This window comes from Cupriavidus sp. OTU4054 (assembly GCF_038440175.1).
Lineage (GTDB): Bacteria > Pseudomonadota > Gammaproteobacteria > Burkholderiales > Burkholderiaceae > Cupriavidus > Cupriavidus pauculus_D.
Genome location: NZ_JASATF010000001.1, coordinates 505,749 through 530,825, shown reverse-complemented (window position 1 = coordinate 530,825; position 25,077 = coordinate 505,749). Strand labels below are relative to the sequence as shown.

The 25,077-nt window shown below is 65.7% G+C and carries 22 protein-coding genes and 2 pseudogenes; 9 read left to right on the top strand and 15 right to left on the bottom strand.

The window, feature by feature from the left end; genetic code table 11:
• Positions 1 to 129: 129 nt before the first annotated feature.
• A pseudogene (locus AAHB16_RS02670) lies at positions 130 to 414 on the bottom strand (class II aldolase/adducin family protein); the annotation flags it as partial.
• Here AAHB16_RS02670 and AAHB16_RS02665 point away from each other — a divergent pair.
• Positions 382 to 633, top strand: coding sequence for a hypothetical protein (locus AAHB16_RS02665; RefSeq protein WP_342050022.1), 252 nt, complete (start codon positions 382 to 384; stop codon positions 631 to 633). The pseudogene AAHB16_RS02670 and the gene AAHB16_RS02665 overlap by 33 nt on opposite strands.
• Positions 634 to 699: 66 nt before the next feature.
• On the opposite strand, the gene AAHB16_RS02660 is transcribed toward AAHB16_RS02665, so the two are convergent.
• A complete protein-coding gene (locus AAHB16_RS02660; RefSeq protein ID WP_342050021.1) occupies positions 700 to 2,160 on the bottom strand; it encodes a benzaldehyde dehydrogenase in 1,461 nt (486 codons plus the stop codon).
• 498 nt (positions 2,161 to 2,658) lie between these two features.
• Between AAHB16_RS02660 and AAHB16_RS02655 the strand changes: the two genes are divergently transcribed.
• Complete coding sequence (locus AAHB16_RS02655; RefSeq protein WP_342049989.1) at positions 2,659 to 3,711, top strand: pyridoxal-dependent decarboxylase; 1,053 nt, start codon at positions 2,659 to 2,661, stop codon at positions 3,709 to 3,711.
• Here AAHB16_RS02655 and AAHB16_RS02650 read toward each other — a convergent pair.
• Both AAHB16_RS02650 and AAHB16_RS02645 read right to left on the bottom strand, forming a co-directional pair.
• The gene (locus AAHB16_RS02650; protein WP_150372183.1) at positions 3,697 to 5,178 is read right to left on the bottom strand and encodes an MFS transporter; all 1,482 of its coding nucleotides are present in this window, start codon (positions 5,176 to 5,178) and stop codon (positions 3,697 to 3,699) included. The two genes, AAHB16_RS02655 and AAHB16_RS02650, sit on opposite strands and share 15 nt — an antisense overlap.
• 25 nt (positions 5,179 to 5,203) lie before the next feature.
• The gene (locus AAHB16_RS02645; RefSeq protein ID WP_150372182.1) at positions 5,204 to 5,677 is read right to left on the bottom strand and encodes a nuclear transport factor 2 family protein; all 474 of its coding nucleotides are present in this window, start codon (positions 5,675 to 5,677) and stop codon (positions 5,204 to 5,206) included.
• A 182-nt stretch (positions 5,678 to 5,859) separates the two neighbouring features.
• Here AAHB16_RS02645 and AAHB16_RS02640 point away from each other — a divergent pair, with 182 nt between their 5' ends.
• Positions 5,860 to 6,492, top strand: coding sequence for a TetR/AcrR family transcriptional regulator (locus AAHB16_RS02640; protein ID WP_317889522.1), 633 nt, complete (start codon positions 5,860 to 5,862; stop codon positions 6,490 to 6,492).
• A gap of 10 nt (positions 6,493 to 6,502) precedes the next feature.
• On the opposite strand, the gene AAHB16_RS02635 is transcribed toward AAHB16_RS02640, so the two are convergent.
• The 4 genes from AAHB16_RS02635 to AAHB16_RS02620 all read right to left on the bottom strand — a co-directional run bounded on the left by AAHB16_RS02635 (position 6,503) and on the right by AAHB16_RS02620 (position 10,313).
• Positions 6,503 to 7,684, bottom strand: a complete 1,182-nt coding sequence (locus AAHB16_RS02635) for a thiolase family protein (RefSeq protein ID WP_150372181.1) — start codon at positions 7,682 to 7,684, stop codon at positions 6,503 to 6,505.
• A gap of 68 nt (positions 7,685 to 7,752) precedes the next feature.
• On the bottom strand, positions 7,753 to 8,490 hold the full coding sequence (locus AAHB16_RS02630; protein ID WP_150372180.1) for a TetR/AcrR family transcriptional regulator: 738 nt from the start codon (positions 8,488 to 8,490) through the stop codon (positions 7,753 to 7,755).
• Positions 8,491 to 8,568: 78 nt separating this feature from the next.
• Positions 8,569 to 9,555 carry a Bug family tripartite tricarboxylate transporter substrate binding protein gene (locus AAHB16_RS02625; RefSeq protein ID WP_342049988.1) on the bottom strand — a complete coding sequence of 329 codons (987 nt, stop codon included), beginning with the start codon at positions 9,553 to 9,555 and terminating at the stop codon, positions 8,569 to 8,571.
• A complete protein-coding gene (locus AAHB16_RS02620) occupies positions 9,552 to 10,313 on the bottom strand; it encodes an enoyl-CoA hydratase/isomerase family protein (RefSeq protein WP_150372178.1) in 762 nt (253 codons plus the stop codon). The genes AAHB16_RS02625 and AAHB16_RS02620 overlap by 4 nt, the downstream gene beginning before the upstream one ends.
• 222 nt (positions 10,314 to 10,535) lie before the next feature.
• Between AAHB16_RS02620 and AAHB16_RS02615 the strand changes: the two genes are divergently transcribed.
• Genes AAHB16_RS02615 through AAHB16_RS02600 form a run of 4 tightly spaced genes read left to right on the top strand, consistent with a single transcriptional unit; the run spans position 10,536 to position 15,548 of the window.
• Positions 10,536 to 11,852: an MFS transporter gene (locus AAHB16_RS02615; RefSeq protein WP_150372177.1), complete on the top strand. Its 1,317-nt coding sequence runs from the start codon at positions 10,536 to 10,538 to the stop codon at positions 11,850 to 11,852.
• On the top strand, positions 11,849 to 14,212 hold the full coding sequence (locus tag AAHB16_RS02610) for a xanthine dehydrogenase family protein molybdopterin-binding subunit (RefSeq protein ID WP_342049987.1): 2,364 nt from the start codon (positions 11,849 to 11,851) through the stop codon (positions 14,210 to 14,212). The genes AAHB16_RS02615 and AAHB16_RS02610 overlap by 4 nt, the downstream gene beginning before the upstream one ends.
• A complete protein-coding gene (locus AAHB16_RS02605) occupies positions 14,209 to 15,066 on the top strand; it encodes an FAD binding domain-containing protein (RefSeq protein WP_342049986.1) in 858 nt (285 codons plus the stop codon). Before AAHB16_RS02610 ends, AAHB16_RS02605 begins: the two co-directional genes overlap by 4 nt.
• Entirely contained in the window at positions 15,063 to 15,548 is a 486-nt protein-coding gene (locus tag AAHB16_RS02600; protein ID WP_150372174.1) for a (2Fe-2S)-binding protein, read from the top strand. Before AAHB16_RS02605 ends, AAHB16_RS02600 begins: the two co-directional genes overlap by 4 nt.
• Here AAHB16_RS02600 and AAHB16_RS02595 read toward each other — a convergent pair.
• The 5 genes and pseudogenes from AAHB16_RS02595 to AAHB16_RS02575 form a co-directional block, all read right to left on the bottom strand.
• Entirely contained in the window at positions 15,545 to 16,603 is a 1,059-nt protein-coding gene (locus AAHB16_RS02595) for an amidohydrolase family protein (RefSeq protein ID WP_342049985.1), read from the bottom strand. The genes AAHB16_RS02600 and AAHB16_RS02595 overlap by 4 nt on opposite strands.
• Before the next feature lie 4 nt (positions 16,604 to 16,607).
• A complete protein-coding gene (locus tag AAHB16_RS02590) occupies positions 16,608 to 17,918 on the bottom strand; it encodes an MFS transporter (protein WP_150372172.1) in 1,311 nt (436 codons plus the stop codon).
• A gap of 37 nt (positions 17,919 to 17,955) precedes the next feature.
• The gene (locus tag AAHB16_RS02585; protein WP_342049984.1) at positions 17,956 to 19,386 is read right to left on the bottom strand and encodes an NAD-dependent succinate-semialdehyde dehydrogenase; all 1,431 of its coding nucleotides are present in this window, start codon (positions 19,384 to 19,386) and stop codon (positions 17,956 to 17,958) included.
• A 44-nt stretch (positions 19,387 to 19,430) separates the two neighbouring features.
• Positions 19,431 to 20,351 (bottom strand): annotated as a pseudogene (locus AAHB16_RS02580) (NAD(P)-dependent oxidoreductase); the annotation flags it as partial.
• Positions 20,336 to 21,316 (bottom strand): Bug family tripartite tricarboxylate transporter substrate binding protein, encoded by a 981-nt coding sequence (locus AAHB16_RS02575; protein ID WP_223851277.1) that lies wholly within the window; start codon positions 21,314 to 21,316, stop codon positions 20,336 to 20,338. The gene AAHB16_RS02575 and the pseudogene AAHB16_RS02580, both read right to left, overlap by 16 nt.
• A gap of 147 nt (positions 21,317 to 21,463) precedes the next feature.
• Here AAHB16_RS02575 and AAHB16_RS02570 point away from each other — a divergent pair, with 147 nt between their 5' ends.
• Complete coding sequence (locus tag AAHB16_RS02570) at positions 21,464 to 22,378, top strand: LysR substrate-binding domain-containing protein (protein WP_150372169.1); 915 nt, start codon at positions 21,464 to 21,466, stop codon at positions 22,376 to 22,378.
• A gap of 16 nt (positions 22,379 to 22,394) precedes the next feature.
• On the opposite strand, the gene AAHB16_RS02565 is transcribed toward AAHB16_RS02570, so the two are convergent.
• The gene (locus tag AAHB16_RS02565) at positions 22,395 to 22,991 is read right to left on the bottom strand and encodes a cupin domain-containing protein (RefSeq protein WP_150372168.1); all 597 of its coding nucleotides are present in this window, start codon (positions 22,989 to 22,991) and stop codon (positions 22,395 to 22,397) included.
• 112 nt (positions 22,992 to 23,103) lie between these two features.
• Complete coding sequence (locus AAHB16_RS02560; RefSeq protein WP_446718053.1) at positions 23,104 to 24,303, bottom strand: MFS transporter; 1,200 nt, start codon at positions 24,301 to 24,303, stop codon at positions 23,104 to 23,106.
• Positions 24,304 to 24,423: 120 nt separating this feature from the next.
• Between AAHB16_RS02560 and AAHB16_RS02555 the strand changes: the two genes are divergently transcribed.
• Entirely contained in the window at positions 24,424 to 25,026 is a 603-nt protein-coding gene (locus AAHB16_RS02555) for a TetR/AcrR family transcriptional regulator (protein ID WP_342049983.1), read from the top strand.
• The last annotated feature ends 51 nt before the right edge of the window (positions 25,027 to 25,077 follow it).

Sequence of the window (25,077 nt, the reverse complement as noted above, 5' to 3'; positions counted from 1 at the left end):
GCCCCTGCCGCGTGGTTCACGAGCAAGATGCGCACTGTCGCCACCAGAACGGCAGCGCCGGCGACGTCCTCAACCCGACTTCAGTAGGGCTAAAGTTCGGCCAGAACAGCCGTGGGGCCCGATCGCGACCTACCAGATCGCGCGGAAGGTTGTCCGGAGTGCTTCGAGGCTGGCGTCGTCGAGCGGCGCGGGTCGGGTCATCAGCCAGAGGCGTGCAGTCTCCTCCAGCTCCTCGAGCACGCCGCTGGCCTGCGCCGGCGAGTCATGCCAGACGTTGGGGCCTAGCCGTTCGAGCATGACCGCTCGGATCGGCTTTCCAGCGTTGCGCCGCGCGACGATGCACCGGGCGACCCATTCGCCCACGGCCGGATCCCCCGGCCGGTGGTAGGGGACGAGCGGCACCTGACCGACCTTGCCGGCACGGATCTGATTGCCACATTGGCAGGGCGCGCCGCGGTTCGGCTGGCCGTCACCGAAGGCCTGACCGTGCACCCTTTGCCCGCCGAGCTCGGGCCGGACCGGTTCAGTATCGATATGGTGTGGAGTAAACGGGCCGCGGGCGATGCGGCCATCACGTGGCTTCGCGCTCAGGTGATGGCCGTTGCGGCGGAGATGGCGGGCACCGAATGCTGACAGACGGGCGCACTGCCGGGTCCCCGCCGCGCGGGTTCGGCACGATCGCTCGCCTGTGTCGCGCCGTCAGAACGGATAGAGGATCGGCTCGTCGCGGGCGCTGACCCACTGCGTCTGCGTGAATGCGTCGAAGTTGGCCGGTCCGCCAAACCTGCTGCTGTTGCCCGATGCCCCCATGCCGCCGAATGGCACATGGAATTCGTTGTTGACGGTCTGATCGTTGATGTGGACCATCCCCGCCCGGATGCGCGAAGCGAGCGCAAGGCCCCGGCCCAGCGACCCGGTGTGAATGGCGGCAGCCAGCCCGTAGTCGGAAGCGTTCGCCAGCGCGACGGCTTCATCTTCGTCGTCGAACACGGTGATGGGGGCGACGGGTCCGAAGACTTCTTGCGTGAACGCCGGCATATGCGATGTCACGCCGGTCAGTACGGTCGGTTCGTAGAACAGGCGGTCATAGCGGCCGCCGGTCAGCAGCGTGGCACCGGACGCGAGGCTTTGTCTGACGATGTCATCGACGCGGTCGCGCTGCCGTTCGCTGATCAGCGGCCCGAGATGTACCGCTTGCCGATGCGGATCGCCCACCTTCAGGTTGCGCGCGCGCTCGGCCAGTTTGGCGGCATATGCGCTGGCGATCGAGCGATGCACGAGATGACGCCCGGTCTGCATGCAGATCTGCCCCTGATGCAGGAACGATCCCCATGCGCCACTGGACGCCGCGGCATCGAGGTCGGCATCGTCGAGTACGATCATCGCGTTGTTGCCGCCGAGTTCCAGCGCGACTTTCTTGAGCGTTCGTCCGCACGCTTCGCCGATGGCGCGCCCCACGGCCGTCGATCCGGTAAAGGAGATCATGTCGATCCCAGGATGACGAACCATGGCCTCGCCCGCGGCTGGGCCACCGGGAATCACATGGAACACGCCTGCCGGGAGACCGGCCTCCTCGAAAATCTCAGGCAGAAGCAGGCCGCCCGTGACGGCGCTCATCGGATCGGGCTTCAGGATGACCGTGTTGCCCATCGCCAACGCCGGCGCGACCGAGCGAATGGCGAGGAGGAGCGGAAAATTCCACGGCGCGATCACGCCGACGACACCGATCGGCACGCGTCGGCTCAGATTGAGGCGGCCAGGTATCGACGACGCATACAGTGCGCCTTCCGGCTGCATCGGCATGGCCGCCGCCATCTGCAACTGCTCATACGCGGCGTGAAGCTCCCACTCCGCCTTTGCTGGCGTCGAGCCACACTCCCGGATGTTCCATGCATGGATGTCGGCGGCCCGCGATTTCAACAGCCGCGCCGCCTCGCGGATGATCTCGGCACGGCGGTCGAAGCTCGTCGCGCCCCATGCCGGCTGCGCGGCGCCGGCCGATGCCGCCGCGTGGTCGATGTCCTCGATGAAACCCGTCCCGAGCGTGGCGAGCGTCTCGCCTGTCGCGGGTTCGACGACATCGGTGACATATCCCGTCCCGGCTCGCCAGCCATTCGAATAAATTCGACCTTCCCATATCGCTTTAACACTATTTTCCATGGCTTGCGCTCCGCAGGCATTGCTGAATAAAGACTTGCTGGACTGAATCGGAAATATCGTTGCGAAAACATCGGTGAAATCCGGTAGCGCGGAGACTATGCCCGCCGCCTCGGGGCCGTCAAGGCAAGGGACGCGGCATCGCGGGGCCGGAAAAAACAGGCATGACAGGGCATGCGAGGGCGGCGGGAAGACATGCGAAAACCGCGCGCTGGCGCGCCATTGCGGGCGATTCATGGCGCCGGGCAGAAGGCACAGAAGGCGCGCCGGCGATGCCTCGATCGGTATCGATTCGCGAAGCGCCATCGGTTGATTGACCGATAAGTTCGGCGGGGTCGATGCTTATGCCGTCGTTCTTTTATGAAACATGCTTTGCCCAGCTGACGAGAAGATAGTCGTCATCGATGGATCGATGGTATCTGAATAATCGTATTGGCCGTTATGAACGATTTTATTGTTTTCGAGTTGGTAATATAGAGGCACGTCGCCAGGGAATCAGAAATGGCATTGGAAAATTTCCGCGCGGACCTCCCATTGCAAGACACCGTCGCGTTGCGATGGCTATGTAACCTGCTGCGGCTGCCATCGGACGTCGTTGGCGTTTCGGCAGGCAGCGTGTCGGCGGCCGACGTCATCGCGCTGGCCTCGGCGAGGCACGCCCTGCTTGGCCGGGCCGGGTGGGACGTCAATGCCAGTGGGCTGTATGGCGCGCCCGAACTGACGGTGGTCGTCAGCGAAGACGTCCGCGCCAGCATCGTTGACGCGCTGTTACTTCTGGGCCTGGGGCGTCATCGCATCGTCTTTGTACCAACCGATCATCGCGGGCGGATGAAGACGGAATGTCTTCCCCAGCTCGATCATCTGACGATCGTTTGTATGCATGCGGGCACCCCGAAAACCGGGGACTTCGATTTCGCCGCCGAAATCTGCCGTCTGGCAAGAATGGCAGGCGCATGGGTGCACGTGGATGGAACGCTCGGTCTGTTGGCGCTATCGCATCGCGGTTTCGATACGCTGACCCACGGCTTTGCCGAAGCAGACTCCTGGACCACGGACGCCAACCGGTGGCTCGGCGTTCCTCACGACAGCGCAATCGTTCTGACCCGAAGCGCATCGGATCTCGAAGCCGCCAGCCCGGCGAGTCATGCGCTGCGAGCGAGCGGTGTCGAGGTCTCGGCTGCACTGCTCAATGCGGGGCGTGACGGCATTGTGAAGCGCATTGAACGATCGAGGCGCTTTGCTCGCATGCTTGCGGAGCGTCTCTCGCGCGTCGGATACACGATACAGAGCGACGTGCTGCTCGAGTATGTCCTCGTCTCCTTCGGATCTGACGACACCTCGCGCGCTGTGATCGACGCGCTTCAGACCGAGTTCGCCAGCTGGTGCGATGGCATCGTGTGGAAAGGGCAGTTGACGATGCGCGTGGGCGTTCCTGCCTGGGTATCTACCGATGCGGACATGGAACTCGCCCTGCAGGCCATCATGCAGGCAGCGGAGATGGCCCGATGGGAATCGAGCCCTTCCGTCTTGTTTCACACGCTAGTCGGACCCTGAACGGACCTCGAGCGGACCTTGCGCCACCGAGGCCGGTCTCGAGGCCGCATGGATGCTCGATCTCGAAGCGACCATGGACAGGACGGCGGCAACGATCAGACTGCCGCCCACGCACGACATGGCGACGACCAGCGCCCTGGCCAGGGTCGCCGGACTCGGTGTAGTGCCCGCGACACTGAAGAAGATGCCGCCGATGACCGCGACACCGAGTGCCGCGCTGATCTGCAACGCCGAGTTCGTAATGCCCGCGATCATCCCGGAGCCGCTCGCCGGTGCGCGATTGATGATCGCGCGCACCAGCGTGGGCAACGCCCAGCCCTGACCGAACCCCAGAAGTCCCACCGCCGCGATCAACGGAAGATGAGCCGGCATCTGCCCGGGCGCGCCGGCCACGAGGGCGGCGAGCAGTGCGCAGCCGGCGACCTCGAGCATCATGCCGATGGCGGGGACGCGGTCGCCGAAGAGGCGAATGGCCAGTGGGGTCGTCAGCGGCCCGATAAAGGCGCCGACCCCGAACGGCAGGAACACCAGCCCGGTCTCCAATGGGCTCATCCCAAGCGCCCCCTGAAGGTAGACGGAGAACGTGAGGAAGAATGCAGAGACGACGTAGAAGAAGAGGACGCCCGTCAGCCCGCTCATCAGGCCCGGCCTGCGGATCAGGTCCATGCTGATCAGGGGCACGCCGCCTCGGCGGGCGTAGGCTACCTCGTATCGGCAGAAGGCCACCGCGGCGACGGGGCACGCGACCAACATTGCGCAGGCCCACCACGGCCAGCCCAGCTCCCGCCCTTCGATCAGGGGCACGATGAGCAAGCCCAGCGCGAGCGCGCAGAGCAGCACGCCGATGCGGTCTACCGGTGCGGGGCTGTCACCGCGAACGTCGGGCAGCAACGGCAGCCCGAAGATCAGGACGCCGACGACCACGGGCAAGTTGATGAGAAAGATGATGCGCCACTCCAGATGGAAGATATCCGCGGAGATCAACGCGCCGCCGAGCGCCTGCGCGGCGACGGCGGCCAATCCCACGGCGGCGCCGTAGAGGCCCAGCGCGCGTGCGCGCTCTTTCTCGGGGAACAGGGCGTGGATGGAGGCCAGTCCTTGCGGCGCCATGGCGGCGGCGCTCAAGCCCTGGACCACACGCCCGAGGATCAGCAGGAGGGGTGACGTTGCCAGGCCGCAGATCACCGATGTCAGTCCGAAGCCCGCGACGCCGAGCAGGAAGATCTTCCGACGTCCGAAGAGATCGCCCAGCCGTCCTCCTGTGATCAGGAAAACCGCGTAGGCCGCAGCGTATCCGGAAATGACGAGTTGCAGTTCTGCGGCGCTCGTGTGGAGGTCGCTTTGGATGGAGGGCAGGGCAACGTTCACGATGAAGAAGTCCAGCGGAGGCAGAAATGCGCCCACCAGCAATACCGCGAACGCCGACCATCGACGCGTGGAAGAGGTTGTCAGGGCTGTCGTAGACATAAGTTTCGGCGGCTAGGGGGCAGTGTCAGGCCGGACGGCCGAAGCGTTCCGTTCCCATGATGGGATGCCAGTTCTGGAGCGGCGTGGCGTAGTGCATTGTGAAGACGCGCTCCACGAATGCCCAGCGGCCTTCACGTCGCTGATAGACGTCGCGGTACTGGCCGCTCACCTGTAGCGGACCCTGCTCGACGTCGTAGAAAAGACAGTCGGCCGCCACGAGGCCGTGGCCGTTGTCCCCGTCCACCGTGATCAGCGCATTCGCCATCCAATGATGCATGTGGGGCATGCGCTTCATGTTCACGCGTGCTTGCGCGAGGATGGCTTCCAGGCCCTCGGAATTGCCGTTCGCGCCCAGCAGCAGGCGCGAGTCGGGATGCCAGAGCGTCGCCAGCAGCTCCATGTTCATGGTGTCGAACGCCTCGGCGTAGTTGGCGATCAGCGCATCGATGGCGAAGCGGCTTTCGATGGCGTCAAGACGTGCTTCGAGTTCTTTGGACATTGGCTGTTTTCCGTACCAAGTAGTACACAAATAGTGAAAAAAATTGCGAGGGATTGTGTGGTGCCCCCGCGCTTCTCCGTAATTCCGTACCGAGTAGTACAAATATAAGGGGGCGAAGCGAGCCTTGTCAACTTGCTCTAAGATTGTGTATCGATTAGTCTGTATTTCTTTTACTGACGGAGATGTTCATGGTTCAGCGGGGTCGGCCGCGCGAATTCGACCGCGATGCGGCGATCGTTTCGGCGATGCATCTGTTCTGGGAGCATGGGTATGAGTCGACGTCCTTGTCGCAACTGAAGGCGGCGATCGGCGGAGGCATTTCCGCGACCAGCTTCTATGCGGCCTTCGAGTCCAAGGAGGCGCTGTACAAGGAGGCGCTGGAGCGATACATGGAGATTCATGGCAAGCTGACCCGCAGCCTCCATGACACGTCGCTTGCGCCGCGGGAGGGCGTGTACCTGGCCCTGCTCCGGTCGGCGAAGATGCAGACCGAGAGTGGCCATCCGAAAGGCTGTATGGTCGCGCTGGGCGTTGTCGGGGCCAGTTCCACCGGCAGCGAAAGTGTCACCCAGTTGCTTCGCGAGGTGCGTAGCCGCACGCGCGCCGGCTTTCGTGCCTGCGTGGAGCGCGGCATCAAGAGCGGGGAGTTGCGCAAGAGCACGGATCCGGTTTCGCTGTCGATGGCGTTCGACTGCTTTTTCCAGGGGCTCTCCGTGCTCGCCCGCGATCGCGTTCGTTATGCCGTCATCGAGAAGGCCGTGAACGACGCGATGGGAATGTGGGACGCCGCGCTGGACCAGCCGGCGCCCCGGTAGCGCAGAGACCTCAGAGCATCTCCAGTGCCAGCGCAATGCCTTGTCCACCGCCGATGCAGAGCGTGACGATGCCGCGGCGGATGCCGTCATCGGCCATCGAATGGAGAAGGCGAGTGGTCAGGACCGCGCCCGTCGCGCCAATCGGGTGCCCATGCGCAATGGCGCCGCCGTCGACATTGACGATGTCGTGCGGAATGCCGAGCTCCGCGGCCACCGCCAGCGGCACCGCGGCGAAGGCTTCGTTGATCTCGAAACGTTCCACGTCGGACAGCGACCAGTTTGCGCGTGCAAGCGCTTGCCGGACCGCGGGAACAGGCCCCAGTCCAAACAGCCCGGGCTCCACCGCGCCCACGCCATAGGCCACCAGCCTTGCCATCGGGGCCAGTCCATGCGTCTCGGCATACTGCCTGTCGGACACGATCAACGCGGCCGCGCCGCTGTTCAGGCCCGGCGCATTGCCGGCCGTGATCGTGCCTTCGGGGCGGAACGCCGGCCGCAGTTTCGCGAGGATGTCCAGCGTGGTGTCCGGGCGGTTCGCTTCGTCTTCCTGGAACGACACGGGCTTCTTGTCGCGCGTCTGGACGGCGACGATCTGGCGTGCGAACCGTCCCGCGGCCTTGGCCGAAGCAAAGCGCTGCTGGGAGCGAAGCGCCCATGCGTCCTGGCTCTCGCGCGTCAGTTCGTAGCGGGATGCCAGGTCTTCGGTGTGCCACCCGGAAGCCTGCCCGGAGAAGGCATCGTTCAAGCCGTCATGGAGCATGCTGTCATGCATGACGGCGTCTCCCATGCGGCTACCCCAGCGTCCGGAGGGCAGGAGGTAGGGGGCGCGGTCCATGTTCTCCATGCCGCCGGCGATCGCCACGGGCAGATAGCCGAGACGAATTTCGTCGGCAGCCGTCGCAATCGCCTGGGCGCCCGACCCGCAGACCCGATTGACCGTCAGCGCCGGAACCTGGACGGGTATGCCGCCGTGGATGGCGGCCTGTCGCGCGGGATTCATTCGATTGCCCGCCTGCACCACGTTGCCCATGGTGACGCTTCCGAACGCCGCGGGGTCCAGGCCCGACCGACGGACGGCCTCGGCGATCACGGCGGCGCCGAGGTCGGTCGCGGGGACGGTCGCCAGTGCGCCGTGGAAAGCACCAATGGCCGTTCGGACCGGATGGCAGAGCACTACTTCAGGTATCGACATGTCGGGTTTCCTCCTGATCAACATCGGAAAAGGATAACTTTACATGACGATACTAATCTATTTTGACGTCAGGCGCGGCGCTTGCGGGGCCGCTGCGAACGACTCTCGTGGTCGTCCGCGATCATCTCGCGGATACCGGCGGCTGCAAACCGCACGAGTGCCGAGTAGTGGGACGTCGATTTCGGCGTGCGCACGGAAGCGCCCAGGCGCTCCGCGCGGCCATTCAGTGCATGCGCCTGCTGTCTTGCGCCCACCGAGAACAGGTAGGCCCAGACGGCATCCTCGCGCGAGATGGCGGGCAATACGGTCTGAATCGCGTCGATAAAGCGCTCGGCAATGGGATCGTAGTATTGCTCGCGCAATCGGCGCGAGCGCTCGTCGCTGCCGAGGCTGATGGCGGCGACCATCTGCACATACAGCGCAAGGTTCTCGGCATCCTCCCCCCGGAACATCTCCGACAGCGGCGTGAACGCGATCGTGAGTACATCCTCGACGGTTGCCGGCTCCGTGCCCGCGAACAGCGCATCGAGCAACTGCCCGCGATGCTGGTTGATTGCCGCCGAGCGGCGCTCGAAGACGGCTTCGTACAGCCTGTCCTTCGATGCGTAGTGATAGTGGAGCAGCGCCTGCGCGACGCCCGCGTCTTCCGCGATCTGACGCATGCTGGCGCCCGCATACCCATGCGTGCCGAAGACCCGCTCCGCGGCGTTGAGAATGGCCGCGATGCGCGACCCGGGCTGAGGCCGGCTGTCTTCCTGACGCGCTTCGTCGGCGGCGGAGGGCTTGCGTGCTCGGGTGGTTTTCATGGTCGTTCCGATGGTGCTAGTCGGTTGATCAGTCAGTTCTGGGGTGGAAGGATAGCGCACGTCGCCGTTTCGTCAACGTCAGAGTTTGATGCCGGCGCGTTTGACGGCATCGGCCCAGCGCGCCGTGTCGGTCTTGACGAGCTCTCCGAAGTCACGGCGCGAGTCCCCGCCGGGCAGCAAGGCTTGCGGTGTCAGGGCCTGGTCGACGAAGGTCTTGTCCGCCAGCAGCGCGCCGACGTCCCGCTGGATCTTGTCCAGCACGGGCTGCGGCGTGCCTTTCGGCGCGGCCAGTCCGAACCAGGTGTTGACCGCGAAGCCCGGCACGCCGGACTCGGCCACGGTCGGCAGGTCAGGCCGGAAGGCCACGCGCCTTTCCGTCGCGACGGCCAGAATGCGCACCTTTCCCGCTTTCTCGTACGTCTCGAAGGCGCCGAGCGTGCCGATGTACGCACTGACCTGACCGCCGATGATATCGGTGACCACCTGCGACGTACCCTTGTACGGGACGTGCAGCATCCGCGCGCCGCTGCGCTGCAGGAACTGCTCCATCGCGACGTGCGGATAGGAACCCGCCCCCAGCGAAGCGTAGGCCGTGTCCGGATGCGTCTTCAGATAGGCCAGGAACTCGCCGACGGTCTTCGCGGGGACCGCCGAGGAGACGGCCAGTATCGGGATCTGGCGCGCCACGACGGTGATCGGCGCGAAGTCGCGCTGGGGGGCATACGACATCTTCGGATACAGCGCCGGCAGGATGACGAAGGGCGCGCTATCGCTCAGCACGAGCGTGTAGCCGTCCGGAGCGGCCTTCGCCACGTAATCCAGACCGATCATGCCGGACGCGCCGCCGCGGTTCTCCACGACGACGGGCTGCTTCCATACCGCGCCCAGTCGATTGGCGAGGCTCCGCGCGACGGCATCCGTCGCGCCGCCCGCCGTGTAAGGCACGACGATCTTGACCACGCGTGCGGGGAAGGCGGCGTCATTGTCGGCGGCCGCCGCCCCGGTGCCCGCGATGACGAGACACGCGACCGGGGCCAGCACGCATAGCCGGGCCAGCGGCTTCAAGCTGGCTCCTTCATGCGCGCGACGCCTTCGAGGGCGAGTCCGTATCCAAGGACGTCGTGCAGGCGGCCTTTGAGCTCCTGATTCAGGCAGGTACGCGTGTAGCGCCGCACCAGACGCGGCTGGCGCAGCATCTGCTCGGCAAGTTCGCGGGCACGCGGCAGCAGGTCGGCGGCCGGCATGACTTCATTGACGAGCCCCATCTCCTTCGCCTCGCCGGCGGAGATCGACTGGCCCGTGTACAGGAAGTAGTGGCCACGCGCACGGCCCATCAGGAGGGGCATGATCAGGTGCATGCCGTCGCCGGGCACCATGCCACCCTGGAAGTGCGCCGTGTCCTGCAGCAGCGCCGTGTCCGACGCCAGCACGATATCGCCGAGCAGTGGAATCTCGCAATGGCGCACGGCCGGCCCGTTGATGATGCTGATGACGGGCGCCTCGATGTTCAGCAGGTTGATCAGCAGATGCTTCGCTTCCCAGTAGATCGGGTCGTAGATCGACGGCGTCATCGAGTTACGGTTCTGGTGCATGCCAGGCGCGATGGCGGGGCCGCTGAACGCATCGCCGGTGCCGGTCATGATGACCACGTCGTTCTCGCGGTCGCGCCCCACGTCGAGGAATGCCTGTTCGAACTCGCGGTGCGCGGTCAGGTTCCATACCAGCGGCTCGCCGTTGGTATGAAAGTGCATCTCGAGGATGCCGTTGTGACGCGTCATGCGGATCGTCTCGAACTTGTTTGCGTATTCGTCGAAAGTACTCACGAGAAATTCCCTAATCGATGGATGGAAGAGCGCGAGACCCGCTGGAAGCACATGCCAGCAAGGTCGTCCCGGTTCGGATATAGTAGGAGCTGACTGATTGATCAGTCAACCTCAAAAAACTCAGGGTAATCCCCTGCGCCGAGCGAGCTTGACCATGGCGGATGGCCTTGCCTATGCTACTGACTGTTCGATCAGTCAACTAACTATATCCGGAGACAGGACATGATGAAACTGAGCGTTGACGCCGCGCACGCGGGGGAGTCCCCGCGTGCGCTGTACACCAGGGTGGCGCTACGCCTCATACCGCTTCTGATCGTCTGCTACGTGATCGCCTACCTCGACCGCATCAATGTCGGGTTCGCGAAGCTGCAGATGCAGGAGGAACTGGGCTTCAGCGACGCCGTCTATGGGCTCGGCGCCGGCATCTTCTTCATCGGCTACTTTCTCTTCGAAGTGCCGAGCAATCTGCTGCTGCAGCGCATCGGCGCGCGACGGACGATTGCGCGCATCATGATTTGCTGGGGGATCATCGGTTGCTGCATGGCCACCGTCGCCACGCCCACGCAGTTCTACGTGCTGCGATTCCTGCTTGGCGTATTCGAGGCGGGATTCTTTCCCGGCGTGGTCTATTACCTCAGCAACTGGTTTCCGCGTAGCCGCCGCGGGCAGATCCTCGCGCTGTTCATGACCGGGTTTCCGATCGCCGGCCTGATCGGCGGTCCCGTATCGGGGTGGGCCATGTCGCGCCTCGCGGATGTCGCGGGCCTTGCGGGATGGCAATGGCTGTATATCGTCGAAGCGGCGCCGGCGGTCCTGCTCGGGCTCGTCGTCTGGTTCACGCTCGATGACAGTTTCGAGGGCGCGCGATGGCTCGGCGCGGCCGAAAAGGACAAACTGCGCGCGGCGCTGAAGGCCGATGGCGAGCCCGCTCACTCCGGCGCGCACGGGCTCTGGCGCGAGGTGCTGACCGATGCGAAGGTGTACCGGATCTGCTTTGCCTACTTCACGTTCATCTGCGGGACGTATGCGTTGAGCTTCTGGGGTCCGACCGTCCTGAAAACCGCCGGCGCGACGGATGTCGTGCATATCGGCTGGCTGTCCGCGATTCCCTATGGGATCGCCGCGGTGGGCATGGTCCTGATTTGCCGCAGCTCAGACCGGCTGCTGGAGCGACGCATCCACGGCGCGCTGTGCGCGATCGTCGGTGCCGCGGCACTGGCGCTGTTGCCCGCTTTCGCCCACGACCTGACGGTCACGCTGGTGCTTCTTGCCGTGGCATCGACCACCGTCTTCGTGACGCTGCCGCTGCTGTGGTCGATGGCGTCGGATTACCTTGCCGGGTCTCCGGCCGCGGCCGGCGCCATTGCCTTCATCAACAGTATCGGTTTGCTGGGCGGGTTCGTGAGCCCGTTCGCGATGGGTTGGCTCAAGACGTGGACCGGTACGCTCAACAGTGGCCTTTATCTGATGACGGGGCTGCTCGTATGCGGCGCCGTCCTGATGCTGTGCGTGAACGTGAAACGGGTGAGGGCCGAATGAGTGAAACCTTACCGGGCGCCAGCGTCACGCGCCTCGATGGCGATCGTTTCGTATCCGGGAGCATCGCCTACAGCGCCGACCTGATTCCGGTTGGCGCGCTTCACCTCGGTATCGTGCGAAGCGCGCACGCCAGCGCGGCGATCGTCTCGATCGATATGGCGGCGGCGCTGGCGATGCCTGGCGTCGTGGCCGGCATGACCGGCGCTCAGGCCGCGGCATTGTGCGATGCCATGCCGGCGGCGATGGCGCTGCCCGCGGCGTGCGCCCGCGGGCCACTGCAAAGCCGATGCCTGGCCGTGGATCAGGCCGTGTATTTTGGCCAGCCCGTCGCCGCGATCGTCGCCGACTCGGTGCAGGCCGCGCAGGCGGCCGTCGCGAAGGTGGCGGTCGAGTACGCGGTGCATACCCCGACAGTCAATGCCCGCGACGCGTTGCGCGAGGGCGCGCCGATCGTCCAGCCGGGCTGGGAAACCAATCTGCTCATGCGCGACCGCATCCGAGCGGGCAATGCGGACGACGCGTTTGCCCGGGCCGCGCATGTCGTGAAGGGCACGATGACCATCGCGCCTTCCACCAGTGCGCCCATGGAACCGCTCTGCTACGTGGGCGAGTGGGACCGTCGGGCGCAGCGCTATGTGCTGACCGGCACCTTCCAGAATCCCCATACGAGCCGGTGGCTCGTTGCGGCCGCCCTGCGCGTGAAAGAGACGCAGGTACGCATCGTGGCCCCGGCCATCGGCGGGACCTTCGGGCTGAAGATGGCGGGGCATCCGGAGGAAGTCCTGGTCGCGCTGTTCGCCAGGCTCACCGGGCGTCCGGTGGCGTGGGTCGAAGAGCGGAGAGAAACGCTGCTCGCGGGCGCGCGGTCGCAGCACCACACCTTCGCGCTCGCGGCGGACGAGAACGGGCGGCTGATCGGATGGCGCGACAGCATCCTGGCCGACGTGGGCATCATGGCCGCGGGCCACAGCTGGGCCATGGCACTGGTCACGCCTGCCGTCTTCCCGACCGTCTACACGATCGACAACTGCGACGTGGAATGCGCGCTTGCGATCACGAATCATGCGCCATGGCAGGCGATTCGCGGGTACGGCAAGGAGATCGGCAACCTCGTCATCGAGCGCGCCATCGACCTGATGGCGCGGCGCACGGGCATCGATCCGGTCGAGCTTCGCCGGCGCAACCTCGTGCCCAGGGACGCGCTCCCGCGACTGCTGCCCTCAGGGCTCAACGTCGATAGCGGCGACTATCCCGCCGCGCTGGAACAGCTGCTGCCGATGTTCGGCTACGACGCATGGCGAGCCCGCGCGCGCGAGACCCGTGCCGATGCGATCCGCATCGGGGTCGGCATTGCGTTCGAGCTGACGCCGGAGGGCGGGGCGCGACCCGGCAATTTCCCGAACGGTTACGAAACCTCGACGGTCCGGCTGACGCCATCGGGCGATATCCAGGTGCTGCCCGGCGTGACCTCGCCGGGCAGCGGCAGCGACACCGGCATCGCGCAGATGGTGGCGGGCGAACTGGGCCTGCGCGTCGACCAGGTCATGGTCACGCAGGGCGACACCGATGTCACGCCGGTAGGCACCGGCAATGCGAGCAGCCGGGCACTGATGTATGGCGGGACGGCCGCGCTGCTTGCCGCGCGCGAGCTGCGCGACAAGCTGGCGCAGTGTGCCGCCAACATGCTCGGCGGCGGCAAGGCGGACATCGCGCTGCGGGACGGCTTTGCATGGCTTGGCAATACGGACCGGAAGGTGTCGATCGCGGACATTGCGCTCGGTGTGCACGTCCGGCCGTTCACCGTGGCCGCGAATGTCGCGCTGCCGCTGGAGGTCACGCGCAGCTTCGCGCCCGCCAATGTCCGGGTGGAACCCGACGCGCAGGGAAGGATCGCGACATATCCGACGTTCTCCTATTCCGTGCATGCGGTGGCGATCGAGGTCGATACGGAGCTGGGAAATTCCCGCTTGCTCGACTACGCCGTGGTCCACGACTGTGGCGTGATGATCAATCCCCAGCTGGTGGAGGGGCAATTGCGGGGCGCGGTGGCCATGGGGATCGGCACGGCGCTCTACGAGGAACTGAAGTACGACACCGGGCACCGGATGATCACCGACCGATTCAAGAGCTATCTGTTGCCGCGCGCGACGGACCTTCCCCCCATACGTGTGGGCCACCTTACGACGCCGAATCCGTTTCATCCGCTCGGCATGAAAGGGGCGGGCGAATCGGGCGTGGGCGGCGCGCTCGCGGCCGTCTCCAACGCGGTGGCGGATGCACTGGGCGGCGAGACGCAGCTCGAGCATGTGCCGGCTACCCCCGCGCGAGTGATCGCGGCGTTGAGCGGGAGGCATGCATGATCGGCGAGGTTTTCGAGTTTCATCGGCCGGCCTCCCTGACGGAGGCCGCCGGGCTGCTGCGGCAATTCGCGGGAGAGGCGACGGTCATCGGCGGCGGCACCATGCTGGTTCCGGCAATGTCGGCCAATCAGGTCCGCTGGAAGCACGTCGTCGGCCTGTCGCGCCTGCATCTGGACACGGTCGTGCTGACGGACACGCATGTGCGCATTGGCGCGATGACGAGCTATGCGCAATTGCTGGCCTCGCCCGTCGTGGCCGAACATCTGCCGCTGCTCCGCATGATGGCGGAACAGGTCACCGGCGGCCCGTCGATCTGGAACCAGGGCACGCTGGGCGGTTCCGCTGCGTTCGCCAACCCGGCGTCCGATGCGCCGGCATGCCTCTGCGCACTGGAGGCCGCCTTCCTGCTGCATTCCGCGGATGGCACGCGCAGTGTCGCGGCCGGTGATTACTTCCTTGGCGCGTTCCACACCGCGCGCCGGCCCGACGAGTTGCTGACGCATATCGAGATTCCGCTTGCGCGGGCCCCGGAGGTCTGGCGATACCAGAAGTACAAGGCGTGTGCGAGCTCGTGGCCCATCGTGACCGTGGCCTGCGCGGTGCGACTGGGCGAGCCCGCGCGCGTTCGCCTCGCCGTGGGGGCGGCCACGCCGCGCCCGGTCGTCGTGTCACGTGCCTTCCCGGGCGCGGGCCTCCACGGCGATGCATGGCTCGACGCCATCGTCGCGGAGACCATGGCTGGCGCGGGCGAGGGCTGGAGCGACGAACTCGCGGACGCTTCCTATCGCCGCGCGGTATTGCCAGCGGCAATCAGGCGCAACCTCCGCGCCGTGATCGAAGAGGTAGACGCATGACAACGACGAAGACGATCAACCTCGTGCTGAATGGCACGCCGCGCGCGGCAAAAGCGGATAGCCGGCTGCTGCTCGTCGAACTGATTCGTGACGGGCTCGATGCAAAGGGCACCCGGGTCGGATGCCTGACCGGGGACTGCGGGGCCTGCAGTGTGCTGCTGGATGGCGAGGTCAGGAAAGCATGCCTGGTGCTCGCGGCGTCGATCGACGGTAACGACGTGCGAACCATCGAGGGCCTCGATGCCATCGAAGCGCTGCAGCGGGCGTTCATTTCCCACAATGCGTTCCAGTGCGGGTTCTGCACGAGCGGCATGCTTGTCGTGGCCGCGGACCTGTTGAGAAGGAATCCGTCTCCCACGCGAGACGAGATACGCCATGCCATCAGCGGCAATCTCTGCCGATGCACGGCGTACGAGCCAATCGTCGAAGCCATCCATCATGCCGCGCACGATGGCGATGACGGGACCGTCTCGGTCAGTTAGGCGGCAGCCCCGATCCGGTACACGCGCGCGGCCGTGCCATGAAAGAGGTCGTTCTTCTCGTCCTCCGTGGCAAGCTGCGCGATTCTCTTGAACGCGTTCCACACCGTCGCGTAATGGCCCGATGATCGATCGACGGGGAAATTGCTTTCGAACATGCACCGGGCGGCGCCGAATGCTTCGATCACGACCTCCGCCGACGGGCGCCACAGCTCGGCGAGCGTGGCCGAAGACGGCGGCGCGGGCATCGATTCGGTCTGGAACCCGAACGTGGCAATGCCGTAGCCACCGATCTTGACGAACACGTTCGGGCATGCGGCCAGCGTCTGGATCGGCGTGATCCACTCGCGAAAGGCCTCGTCACGCCGCCCCGCGTAATCGCCGACGCCGAGGATGCCGCCGACGTGATTCAGCACGATGGTGGCGTCCGGTACCGCGCGCGCCAGGTCGATGACTTCCTGCAGCTGGGTGTGGTAGATCCAGGCATCGAAAACTAGGTTTCGCGCGGACAGCCGGCGCAATCCTGCCCGGAAGCCGGGCAGGGCGTACAGTCCGGCCGGAGGCCGCGGCAACACGCCGAACCGGAACGACGGATGCCGTGCCGCGGCGCACCGGATGCCCCGGAATCGGCCTCGGGCGGCCGCTTCGTGCGCGTCCAGCACTTCGGTCACGGCATCGCCGAGGCACAGGTCCGCATAGCCGACGATGCCCGCGGCAATCCGCGTCGGCGTGCGCCGCGATGCGGCCTGTTCCGCCAGCGCCACGACGGCTTCCGTTTCGCCTACGGGCCGAAGATGCTCGGGGCCACGGGTCCGGTATTTCCAGCCGACCTGCATGAAAATCGTCGCGTCGATGCGATGGCCGGCCGCCGCGTCGCGCAACTGGTCCTCCAGCCGATAGCCGGCCCAGTGATCGGAAAAATGAAAGTGCGCGTCGATGATGGGGCGCTCCGGGTCGATCGGCGCTTCAGGCGCCGTCGTGTACCAGGCGTGGGGCAGCCGGGGAGGGTGCAGGACGGGCGGATCCTCCGCGGCAGGGGTTTGCGATCGCAGCGTCATGGTCTTACTCCGTCCGCAAGGCCTTTCCGGCCGTTTCCCCGATGCCGAGGACGACGGCGCAGGAGATGAGCGCCGCACCGATCAGTATCCACGCGGGTGACGTGGTCGAGCCCGTCGTCGCGATCAGCCATGTGGCCAGGTACGGCGCGGAACCGCCCGCGACGATGGCGGCAACGCTGATGCCGAGGTTGATGCCGCTCGTACGGACCTTGGTCGGAAGCAGCTCGCAGTACAGCGTGTAGTTCGTGGACAGATAGGCGGCTTCGAACAGTCCGAGCGCGATCTGCGCGAAGATCGCCCAGGACAGCGATGTCTGCATCGCCATGAACAGCGGATAGCTGAACGCGATGAAGCAGAGGTTCGCGCCGATCAGCATCGGCCTGCGCCCGATGCGGTCGGAGAGCACGCCGAACGGATAGATCGCGATTGCCGCGACGATCATCGACAGGGTCGCGGACCAGCCCGCCATCTGGGCCGACATGATCTGCTGCTTCTGGAAATACGTGACGAAGTAGGTAAAGGGGATGTAGTAGCCCGCCATCGCGCAGCATCCGATACAGGCGATGGCCAGCACGCCTTTCGGATAGTCGCGCAGCAGCGCGAGCGTCGGCACCTTCTCGAGCTTGCTCTGGTTCTCCATGCGCATGAAGTCGGGCGTCTCTTCCATCCGGTGGCGGATGAACAGCGCAATCACGCCCATGGGCGCGGAGACGAGGAACGGGATGCGCCATCCCCAGGCATGCAGGTCTTCGGGGGTCAGGGCGGCGTTGAGCAGCGCCACGGCGATCGCGCCGCCCATGGTGCCGGCCAGGCAACCGATCTGCGTCGCGCTCGTGAGGGCCGCGCGCCGCGGGGCCGGCGCGACTTCGGCCACGTATGCCACCGCGCCGCCCATCTCGCCGCCCGCGGCAAAGCCCTGCACGCATCGCAGAAGGCAAAGCAGCACCGGCGCGACGAGCCCCGCGCTGGCATAGCCGGGAAGCAAACCGATCAGGGCGGTCGCGGCGACCATCATCACGACCGACACGAGCAGCGCCGGTTTGCGGCCATAGCGGTCGGCCAGCGCGCCCAGCACGATGCCGCCCAGGGGGCGAACGACGAATGCGACGCCGAACACGGCGAACGTGTAGAGCAGCGCCAGTTCCCCCATGTCCGGAAAGAACAGGGTGGCGAGGGTCGTGGCAAGAAACGCGTAGACGGTGTAGTCGTAGTACTCGATCAACGTGCCGATGGCACCCGCCCAGACGACCTTGCGGATGGACGCCGGCGTCCGGACGGTCTCCGGGACCGTCGCGACATTGCTTAGGGTATTCATGTTGTTTGTCTCCATGCCTGCTCGGATGCCCGACGTGTCAGGTGCCTGCGCTCTGGCGAACGCACTTGACGCGCAGGAACTCGCGAAGTCCCTCGATGCCGCCCTCGGATCCCAGTCCGCTGTCCTTGTAGCCGCCGAAAGGCGTCTCTGGCAGCGAAGCCTGCCACTCGTTGATGCACACCGCGCCGGCTTCGATCTCGTGCGCGAGGCGGTCCGCGGTACCCAGATGGTTCGTGAAGCCGTAGGCAGCGAGGCCGAAAGGCAGCCGGTTGGCTTCGGCGATCGCCGCGTCCAGGTCCGTGAAGGCGCTCAGCAGCGCAATCGGGCCGAACGGCTCGATATTGGAAACGTCGCTGTCCGCGCCAGGCTGGAGGATCACGGTCGGGCGATAGTAGAAGCCCGGTGCGTCGATGCGTTGCCCGCCTGCCGCGATCTCGAGCCCGCGGCCGCGCGCATCGTCGACGAGCCGTTCGACGGCGTCGAGACGGCGCTGGTTTTTCAACGGGCCCATCTGCGTGGCCGGATCGAACGGGTCGCCGACGCGCCACGCCTGGGCAGCGCTGGCGAACTGCGCCGAGAACCGCGCGAAGATCCGTTCGTCGATCAGGAACCGCGTCGGGCATACGCAGAACTGGCCCGAGTTCCTGAACTTCGTGGCCACCGCGGCCTTGACGACGCGATCGACATCGACGTCGGCCGTGACGATGACGGGCGCATGGCCGCCCAGTTCCAGCGTTGCCCGTTTCAGCGTGCTGGCCGCCTGGGCGCCCAGCGTCTTGCCGACCGCGGTCGCCCCGGTGAAGGTGAGCATGGCGATCTTCGGCGAGCCGCACAGTTGCCCGGCAATCTCCGCGGCGTCGCCAAACACCATGTTCACGACGCCGTCGGGAATGCCGGCGTCCTGGATCGCCTGCGCCAGGAGCAGCGCTACGCCGGCCGTCTCCTCCGATGGCTTCAGCACGACGGTGCAGCCGGCGGCGAGCGCGCCGCTGATCTTGCGCGCGGGGGTGATGGCCGGCGCGTTCCACCCCGCGAACGCCGCGACGGGACCCATGGGTTCCAGCAGCATGGTCTGCGTGGTGCCACGGGTGCGCGCGGGAATGACGCGCCCGTAGAGCCGGCGGGCTTCCTCCGCCGACCATTCGAACATCTCCCATGCCGTGGCGACTTCCTTGCGGGACTCCGCGATGGGCTTGCCGAGTTCCAGCGAGATCTGCCGCGCGAATGCTTCCTCGCGTTCTTTCATCAGCTCGGCAACGCGGCGCAAGAGGGAAGAGCGCTCCAGCGGCGACCTGACCCGCCAGCTGCGGAAGGCATCCGCAGCCGCGGAGATGGCCTGCTCGACGTCCGCTTCGGACGCGCAGGCGTATTCGCCCAGCGGCTGGCCATTGGCCGGGTTGAAGATGTGGATGTACTTGCCGGAGGCGCCTTGCCGGAACTGGCCGGCGATGAATTGTGCGTAGTTCAATTGTCAGGCCTTTACAAAGTGGGACACCAGAGTCGCGGTGCCGACTAGCAGCGGGGGGCGGCGATGCCGTTGGCATTCGCCCAGAACTCCGTCATCGACGATGTGTCGTTGCCGTCGTAGCCGGCGTTGCGTGCCAGCTGGAACATGCTCCGCACGAGGTTGCCGACGGGCAGCGAGACGCCGCTGGATTGCGCGGCCTGGCAGGCGAGCGTCAGGTCCTTGAATCCGAGGGCAATGTCGAAGCCGGGCGTGAGGTCGCCCTTGAGTACCTTGATGGGCCACTTCTCCTTGAGCTGGCCATTCGAGGCCGTGGTGCCCGTCAGCACATCGAAGGTCTTCTTCACGTCCATGCCCAGCGAACTGGCGAGGACCAGCGCCTCGGAATTGAGCTGGCAGTAGCACAGCACCATGAGGTTGTTGATGAGCTTCATCCGCGTGCCGGCGCCCGGATTGCCGCAGTGCTGGACCGTGGTGCCCATCCTGAGCAGAATGGACCGCACGGCTTCGAAGTCGGCATCGCTGGCGCCGACCATGAACAGCGACTCTCCGCGATCGGCGTTCGTCGCGAGCCGGCCGACCGGGGCGTCGGCAAACCGGATGCCCTTTTCGTTGGCGGCGCGGGCGATGTCGTCAACGGTATCGATATCGATCGTGCTGAGCTCGACGAACAGCGCACCGGGGCGCATATGGGCCAGCACGCCATCGGCGCCGAGCACGACGTCGCGCGATTGCCGCGGTCCGGGCAGCATCGTGAAGACGACATCCGCCTGTTCGGCCACGTCCCGGACACTGGTGCCGGCGCGCGCGCCCAGCGCGGCAAGTTTTTCCACGGGGTCCGGATGGAGATCGAACACGGCGACGTTCACGTCGTTGCGTCGCAGATGCGTTGCCAATGCGAATCCCATTCGGCCAAGGCCGATGAATCCTGCTTTCATGTGAATGCTCCTGATTACTCGAACGTGAGGCCCGACGTTCGGACGATGTCCGCGGTGCGTTGCGTCTGCACGCGGATGTGATCGGCAAAACTGCCGGGGGAACCGGGGAACGGGTACTGATCCATTTCCCTGAGGCGGGTGGCCACGCGCTCGCTCCCCATGATGTCGTTGACCGCGGCATTGAGCTTGCCGACGATGTCGCGCGGCAGGCCGGCGGGGCCGAGCAACCCATTCCAGGGTTCGGCCGAGAATCCGGGCAGGGACGCGCTGCCCAGCACGGGGATGCCTGGCCGGCCCACATCGGCCGACGATGCGGACGACCCCAGGATCCTGAGGTTCTTCGACTGGGCCTGCGCGAGGACCAGCGAGCCGGCGAGAAACGCGAAGTCGATGCGGTTGGCGATCAGGTCGCTCAGCGCCGCGGCGTCGCCCTTGTACGCAACATGCGTGGCGTGGATGCCGGCCTTTTTCGAGAACCATTCGCCCGCCAGATGGTTGGCCGATCCGGGTCCCGCGGAGCCGAAGGTCAGGCCCTTGCCCGGCGTGCGTCCCGCCTGGACCAGATCCTGATACGAGGTCAGCGTGGAGTCGCGGGAGACGACGAGGTAATACGGAAACCGGGCAACCGGCGCGATGGAAGTGAAATCGACAAGGGGGTTGTAACCGAGTCCCTTCTTCACCGCGGGGAGGATGGCGAGCGTGCCGTTGGCACCCACCATCAGCGTGTAGCCGTCGGGGGCGGCTTTCTTCAGCAGGTTGGCGGCGAGCTCGCCGCTGGCACCGGGGCGGTTGTCGATCACGAACGGCTGGCCGAACTTTCTGGTCAACCCTTCCGCAAGCAGCCTCGCGACGGCGTCGGTCGGGCCGCCCGCCGCGAATCCGACGTAGACGGTGACCGCCCTGGCCGGGTACTCCGCGGCCGGTGCGGACGTGGCGGCGAGCATCGACGCCATAGCGAATATCGCGGCCGCGAGGGCCTTCCTGATGCGTTCCATGTCTGTCTCCTCGTCTCAGCCTGAAGGGCTGTTTCTTTTTTGTGGCAACGGGGCCATGACTGGAAATTTACCAACGGCAAGAAAGCCGTTGGTGTACTCTGAGCACACTTCGTATACCCAGGGTAATCAGTCTTCCGGCTCGATGCGATGACACTGCAGCAACTACGCGACTTTATTTCCGTGGCGGATATGGGAAGCCTCAGAGGCGCGGCCCGGAGCCGCGGCGTGACGGCGCCAGCGCTGGCGAAGAACATTCGCTCGCTGGAGGAGGGGCTGCATGTGGTGCTGATCGAGCGCCGGTCGCGCGGCGTCGTGCTCACCGAGGCCGGCGAGGCATTGCTCGCGCACGCCCGGCTGATTGACTCGCAGGCCAACAAGGCTGCCGAGGACATCGCGCAGCGGCACGGCAAGCTGGAGGGGGCGCTCTCGATGGGTGTCGGCCCGTCGGCCGGCGTCGCGCTGATGCCCGGTGTGCTGAAGGACTTCCAGCGGCGGTATCCGGCCGTGAACGTCAACATGTTCGGGGGGTCCTACTTCGACCATATCGGCCCGCTGCATCAGGGCAGTCTCGACATGGCCATCGTGGCCGTCCCGGAGGAACGGGAATCCACGCTGGACGTCGAGCACCTTTTCTATAACGACCTGGTCGTCGTATGCCGTCGCGGCCATCCGCTCGGTCAGGCGCGATCGCTGGCCGAGCTCGCCGGCGCCGTATGGGTGCTGACGGGACCCGTGGGCAAGGGTCCCGGGTCGGCGATTCTTGAAGCGTTCCGGCAGCGCGGATTACCGCGGCCGACGCGCCTGCTCCAGTGCGACATGACGTGGACGCTCAACACGCTGCTCGTGCAGAGCGATATGCTCTGCGCGCTGCCGCGCATCATGATCGAGCAGCCGGGGTCGTCCGACTCCCTGCAGGCCCTGAGGCTCGTCGAGCCGCTGCCGAGCTACAGCATCAGCCTGGTCAGGCGCAGCAGCACGCCACTGCTGCCGATCGCCGACCATATGGCCAACCTGATCAGGCGGCACGCGCATTATTTCGCGACATCGACGCAGGGAAGCTAGGCGCGTCGCGCGCGGCTCAGAACTTCGTCCTGAGCGCGTCGTCGAACTTGCCGTCGATCAGGACGTAGAGCATGCGCACGGGCTTGCCCGAGCGATTGCTCCATGCATGGTTCGTCCCGCGCTGGATGACCACGTCGCCAGCGGAAACCAGCACTTCGCTATCGTCGAGAACCAGATAGACCTCGCCCTCCAGGACCACCGCATAGTCCACGGACTCGGTGCGGTGCATGAACGGATGCCGCTGCGCTTTTCCGAACGTGGAAATGGTGTCGTTGCCGAAGGCCTTGAAGACTTCCGCGACCTGTTCTGGACCCATGTTTCGCATTTCCTCGGTTTCGGGAGGAATCTCCGAAATCCGAAACACCGTGCCGCGTTCCGGCGGGTGGATCTGCTTGGGGCCCGTCGTCGGATCGGCTTCCTCGGCCGTTACCGCGACCGGTGCGCCTTCCGTCTTCCACATTTCCACCGAGACATGCCCATGATGGGCGGGGTTGTGCCGGATGGAAGGCGCGGCGCGATCTTCGAGAACGATCGCGCGGCCGTTGGCGTCATGGCCGGTAACGATGCGGCGAATGACCGGATCCTGCGCGCGCCTCGGTGTTTGATTTTCCATTTCTCGTCCTTTGCGTTGAAGGTCTGATCAGTCTAAATGCTGACTGTTCGATCAGTCAAACACTTTCCATGAAGGTGCCTGATGCGATATATGCGCGTGGAAACCGGCGTCGTCATCCATGGCGCGCCCCCGGTCTGAAGCCATGCGCGCGCGCCGACCATGCAATGGCAAATCCGATGGCCAGCAATAGCACGAGCACGGGCGGAAACGACGACACCCCCCACATATTCAGCAGCACGCCTCCGAGAAGGCCACCGCCCGCGATGGCGCCGTTCCAGGCCACGACATTCATCGACAGGGCGCCGTCGGCGCCGTCGCCGGCCGTGTCCGCCAGCGCGGTCTGCAACAGCGTCGCCGCGCCGCCGAAGGTCAGCCCCCATACCGCGGTGCCCGCATACACGGCCGCCGGTGCGCGCGCGAACCAGATAAACAGCAGCGATACCACGGCGAAGGTCAGCAGGCTGACCAGCACCGCCGCGCGCAAGTGGCGATCGACGAGGCGGCCCGCGAAGCCGATGGCGACGAGCGCGGCCGCGCCGAGGATCAGCAGTACCGCGTCGACGCGCCCGGCCAGACCCGCCTGCGCAACGAATGGGGCCACATAGGTGTAGAGGAGGTTATGGGCCAGCATCCACGCGATGACCACCGCCAGCACGGGGCGAACGCCGGGCGTGGTGAACACCCGGAGCAGGGGCAGGCGCTCGTGGCCGGCTTGTCCGGGGTAGTTCGGCACCTTGGCGAGGATCCAGACCATCAGCACCAGTGTCAGGCCCGACATCATCGCGAATGCAATGCGCCAGTTGAGCACGGTACCGAGCCATGTCCCGACCGGAACACCCAGAGACAGCGCGACTGGCGTGCCGACCATGGCTACGGCGAGTGCCTTGCCCTGCTGATGCGGCGGCACCATCCGGCGTGCATAGCCGGCAAGAAGGCTCCACGCGAGCCCCGCCGCCACACCGGCAAGGAAGCGTGCCGCGAGGGTCAGCCAGTAGTTCGATGACACGGCGGTAACCGAATTGAAGACGAGAAAACCGGCGACGGTCAGCAACAGCACGTGCCGCCGGGGCCAGCCACGCGTGGCGATGGTCAGCGGAATGGCCGCGAGCAGCGAGCCCAGCGCATAGGCCGTGACCGTCTGGCCGGCCAGCGACGTCGAGATACCGAGCCCCGCCGCGATCTGGGGCAGGAGCCCGGCCGGCAGGGTCTCGGTGATGATGCAGAGGAAACCGGTCATTGCGAGTGCGAGAAGCGCGCCCAGCGGCAGGCGCTCGCCGCCGGTGTTGATGTCTGTCGAGGTAAGCGTGGTCACGGAGGTCGTCCAACATATGTAATGATCGGTACATTACTAGCGCGGACAGGGATGGTCAACAACTTCTGTATCGTTTAGTATGTTAGTCAGGACAGTCTTCTGGAGTTCGTCATGGCCGTCATGGGACGCCCTCGAACGTTCGACCGCGACAAGGCGGTGGAACAAGCGCTGCATATCTTCTGGAAACATGGCTATGAATCGACCTCGCTGAGCCAGTTGAAGGCCGGTATAGGCGATGGCATCTCGGCGCCAAGCTTCTATGCCGCGTTCGGCTCCAAGGAGTCGTTGTTCCAGGAATGCATGGAGCGATACCTCTCTACCTATGCGCAGGTGACGGAATGCCTGTGGGACACGGAACTCGCGCCGCGCGATGCCATCGAGACCGCGCTGCGCCAGTCCGTACGGATGCAGTGCGAGCGTGGACATCCCAAGGGGTGCATGGTCGCCCTGGGCACCATGAGCGCGCCGTCCGAAGAACACGCGGCGCTGGTCGAGCCGCTGACGCGCTCACGGGCGCGGACCAGGGCGGGCTTCGTGGCGTGCGTGCAGCGCGGGATCGACGACGGTGAACTGCATCCGGAGACCGACCCCAGGGCGTTGGCGGCCGTGTTCGACGGATTCCTGCTCGGCGTTTCCACGCTGGCGCGCGATGGCGCCCGGCACGCGACGCTCGATGCCGCGATCACGCGGATCCTGTCGGCCTGGGACGCATCGAAGGTGTGACACGAGGCCGCCGGCGGCGTCCAGTAGAATGTTCGCCCTTCCGTTCAAGCC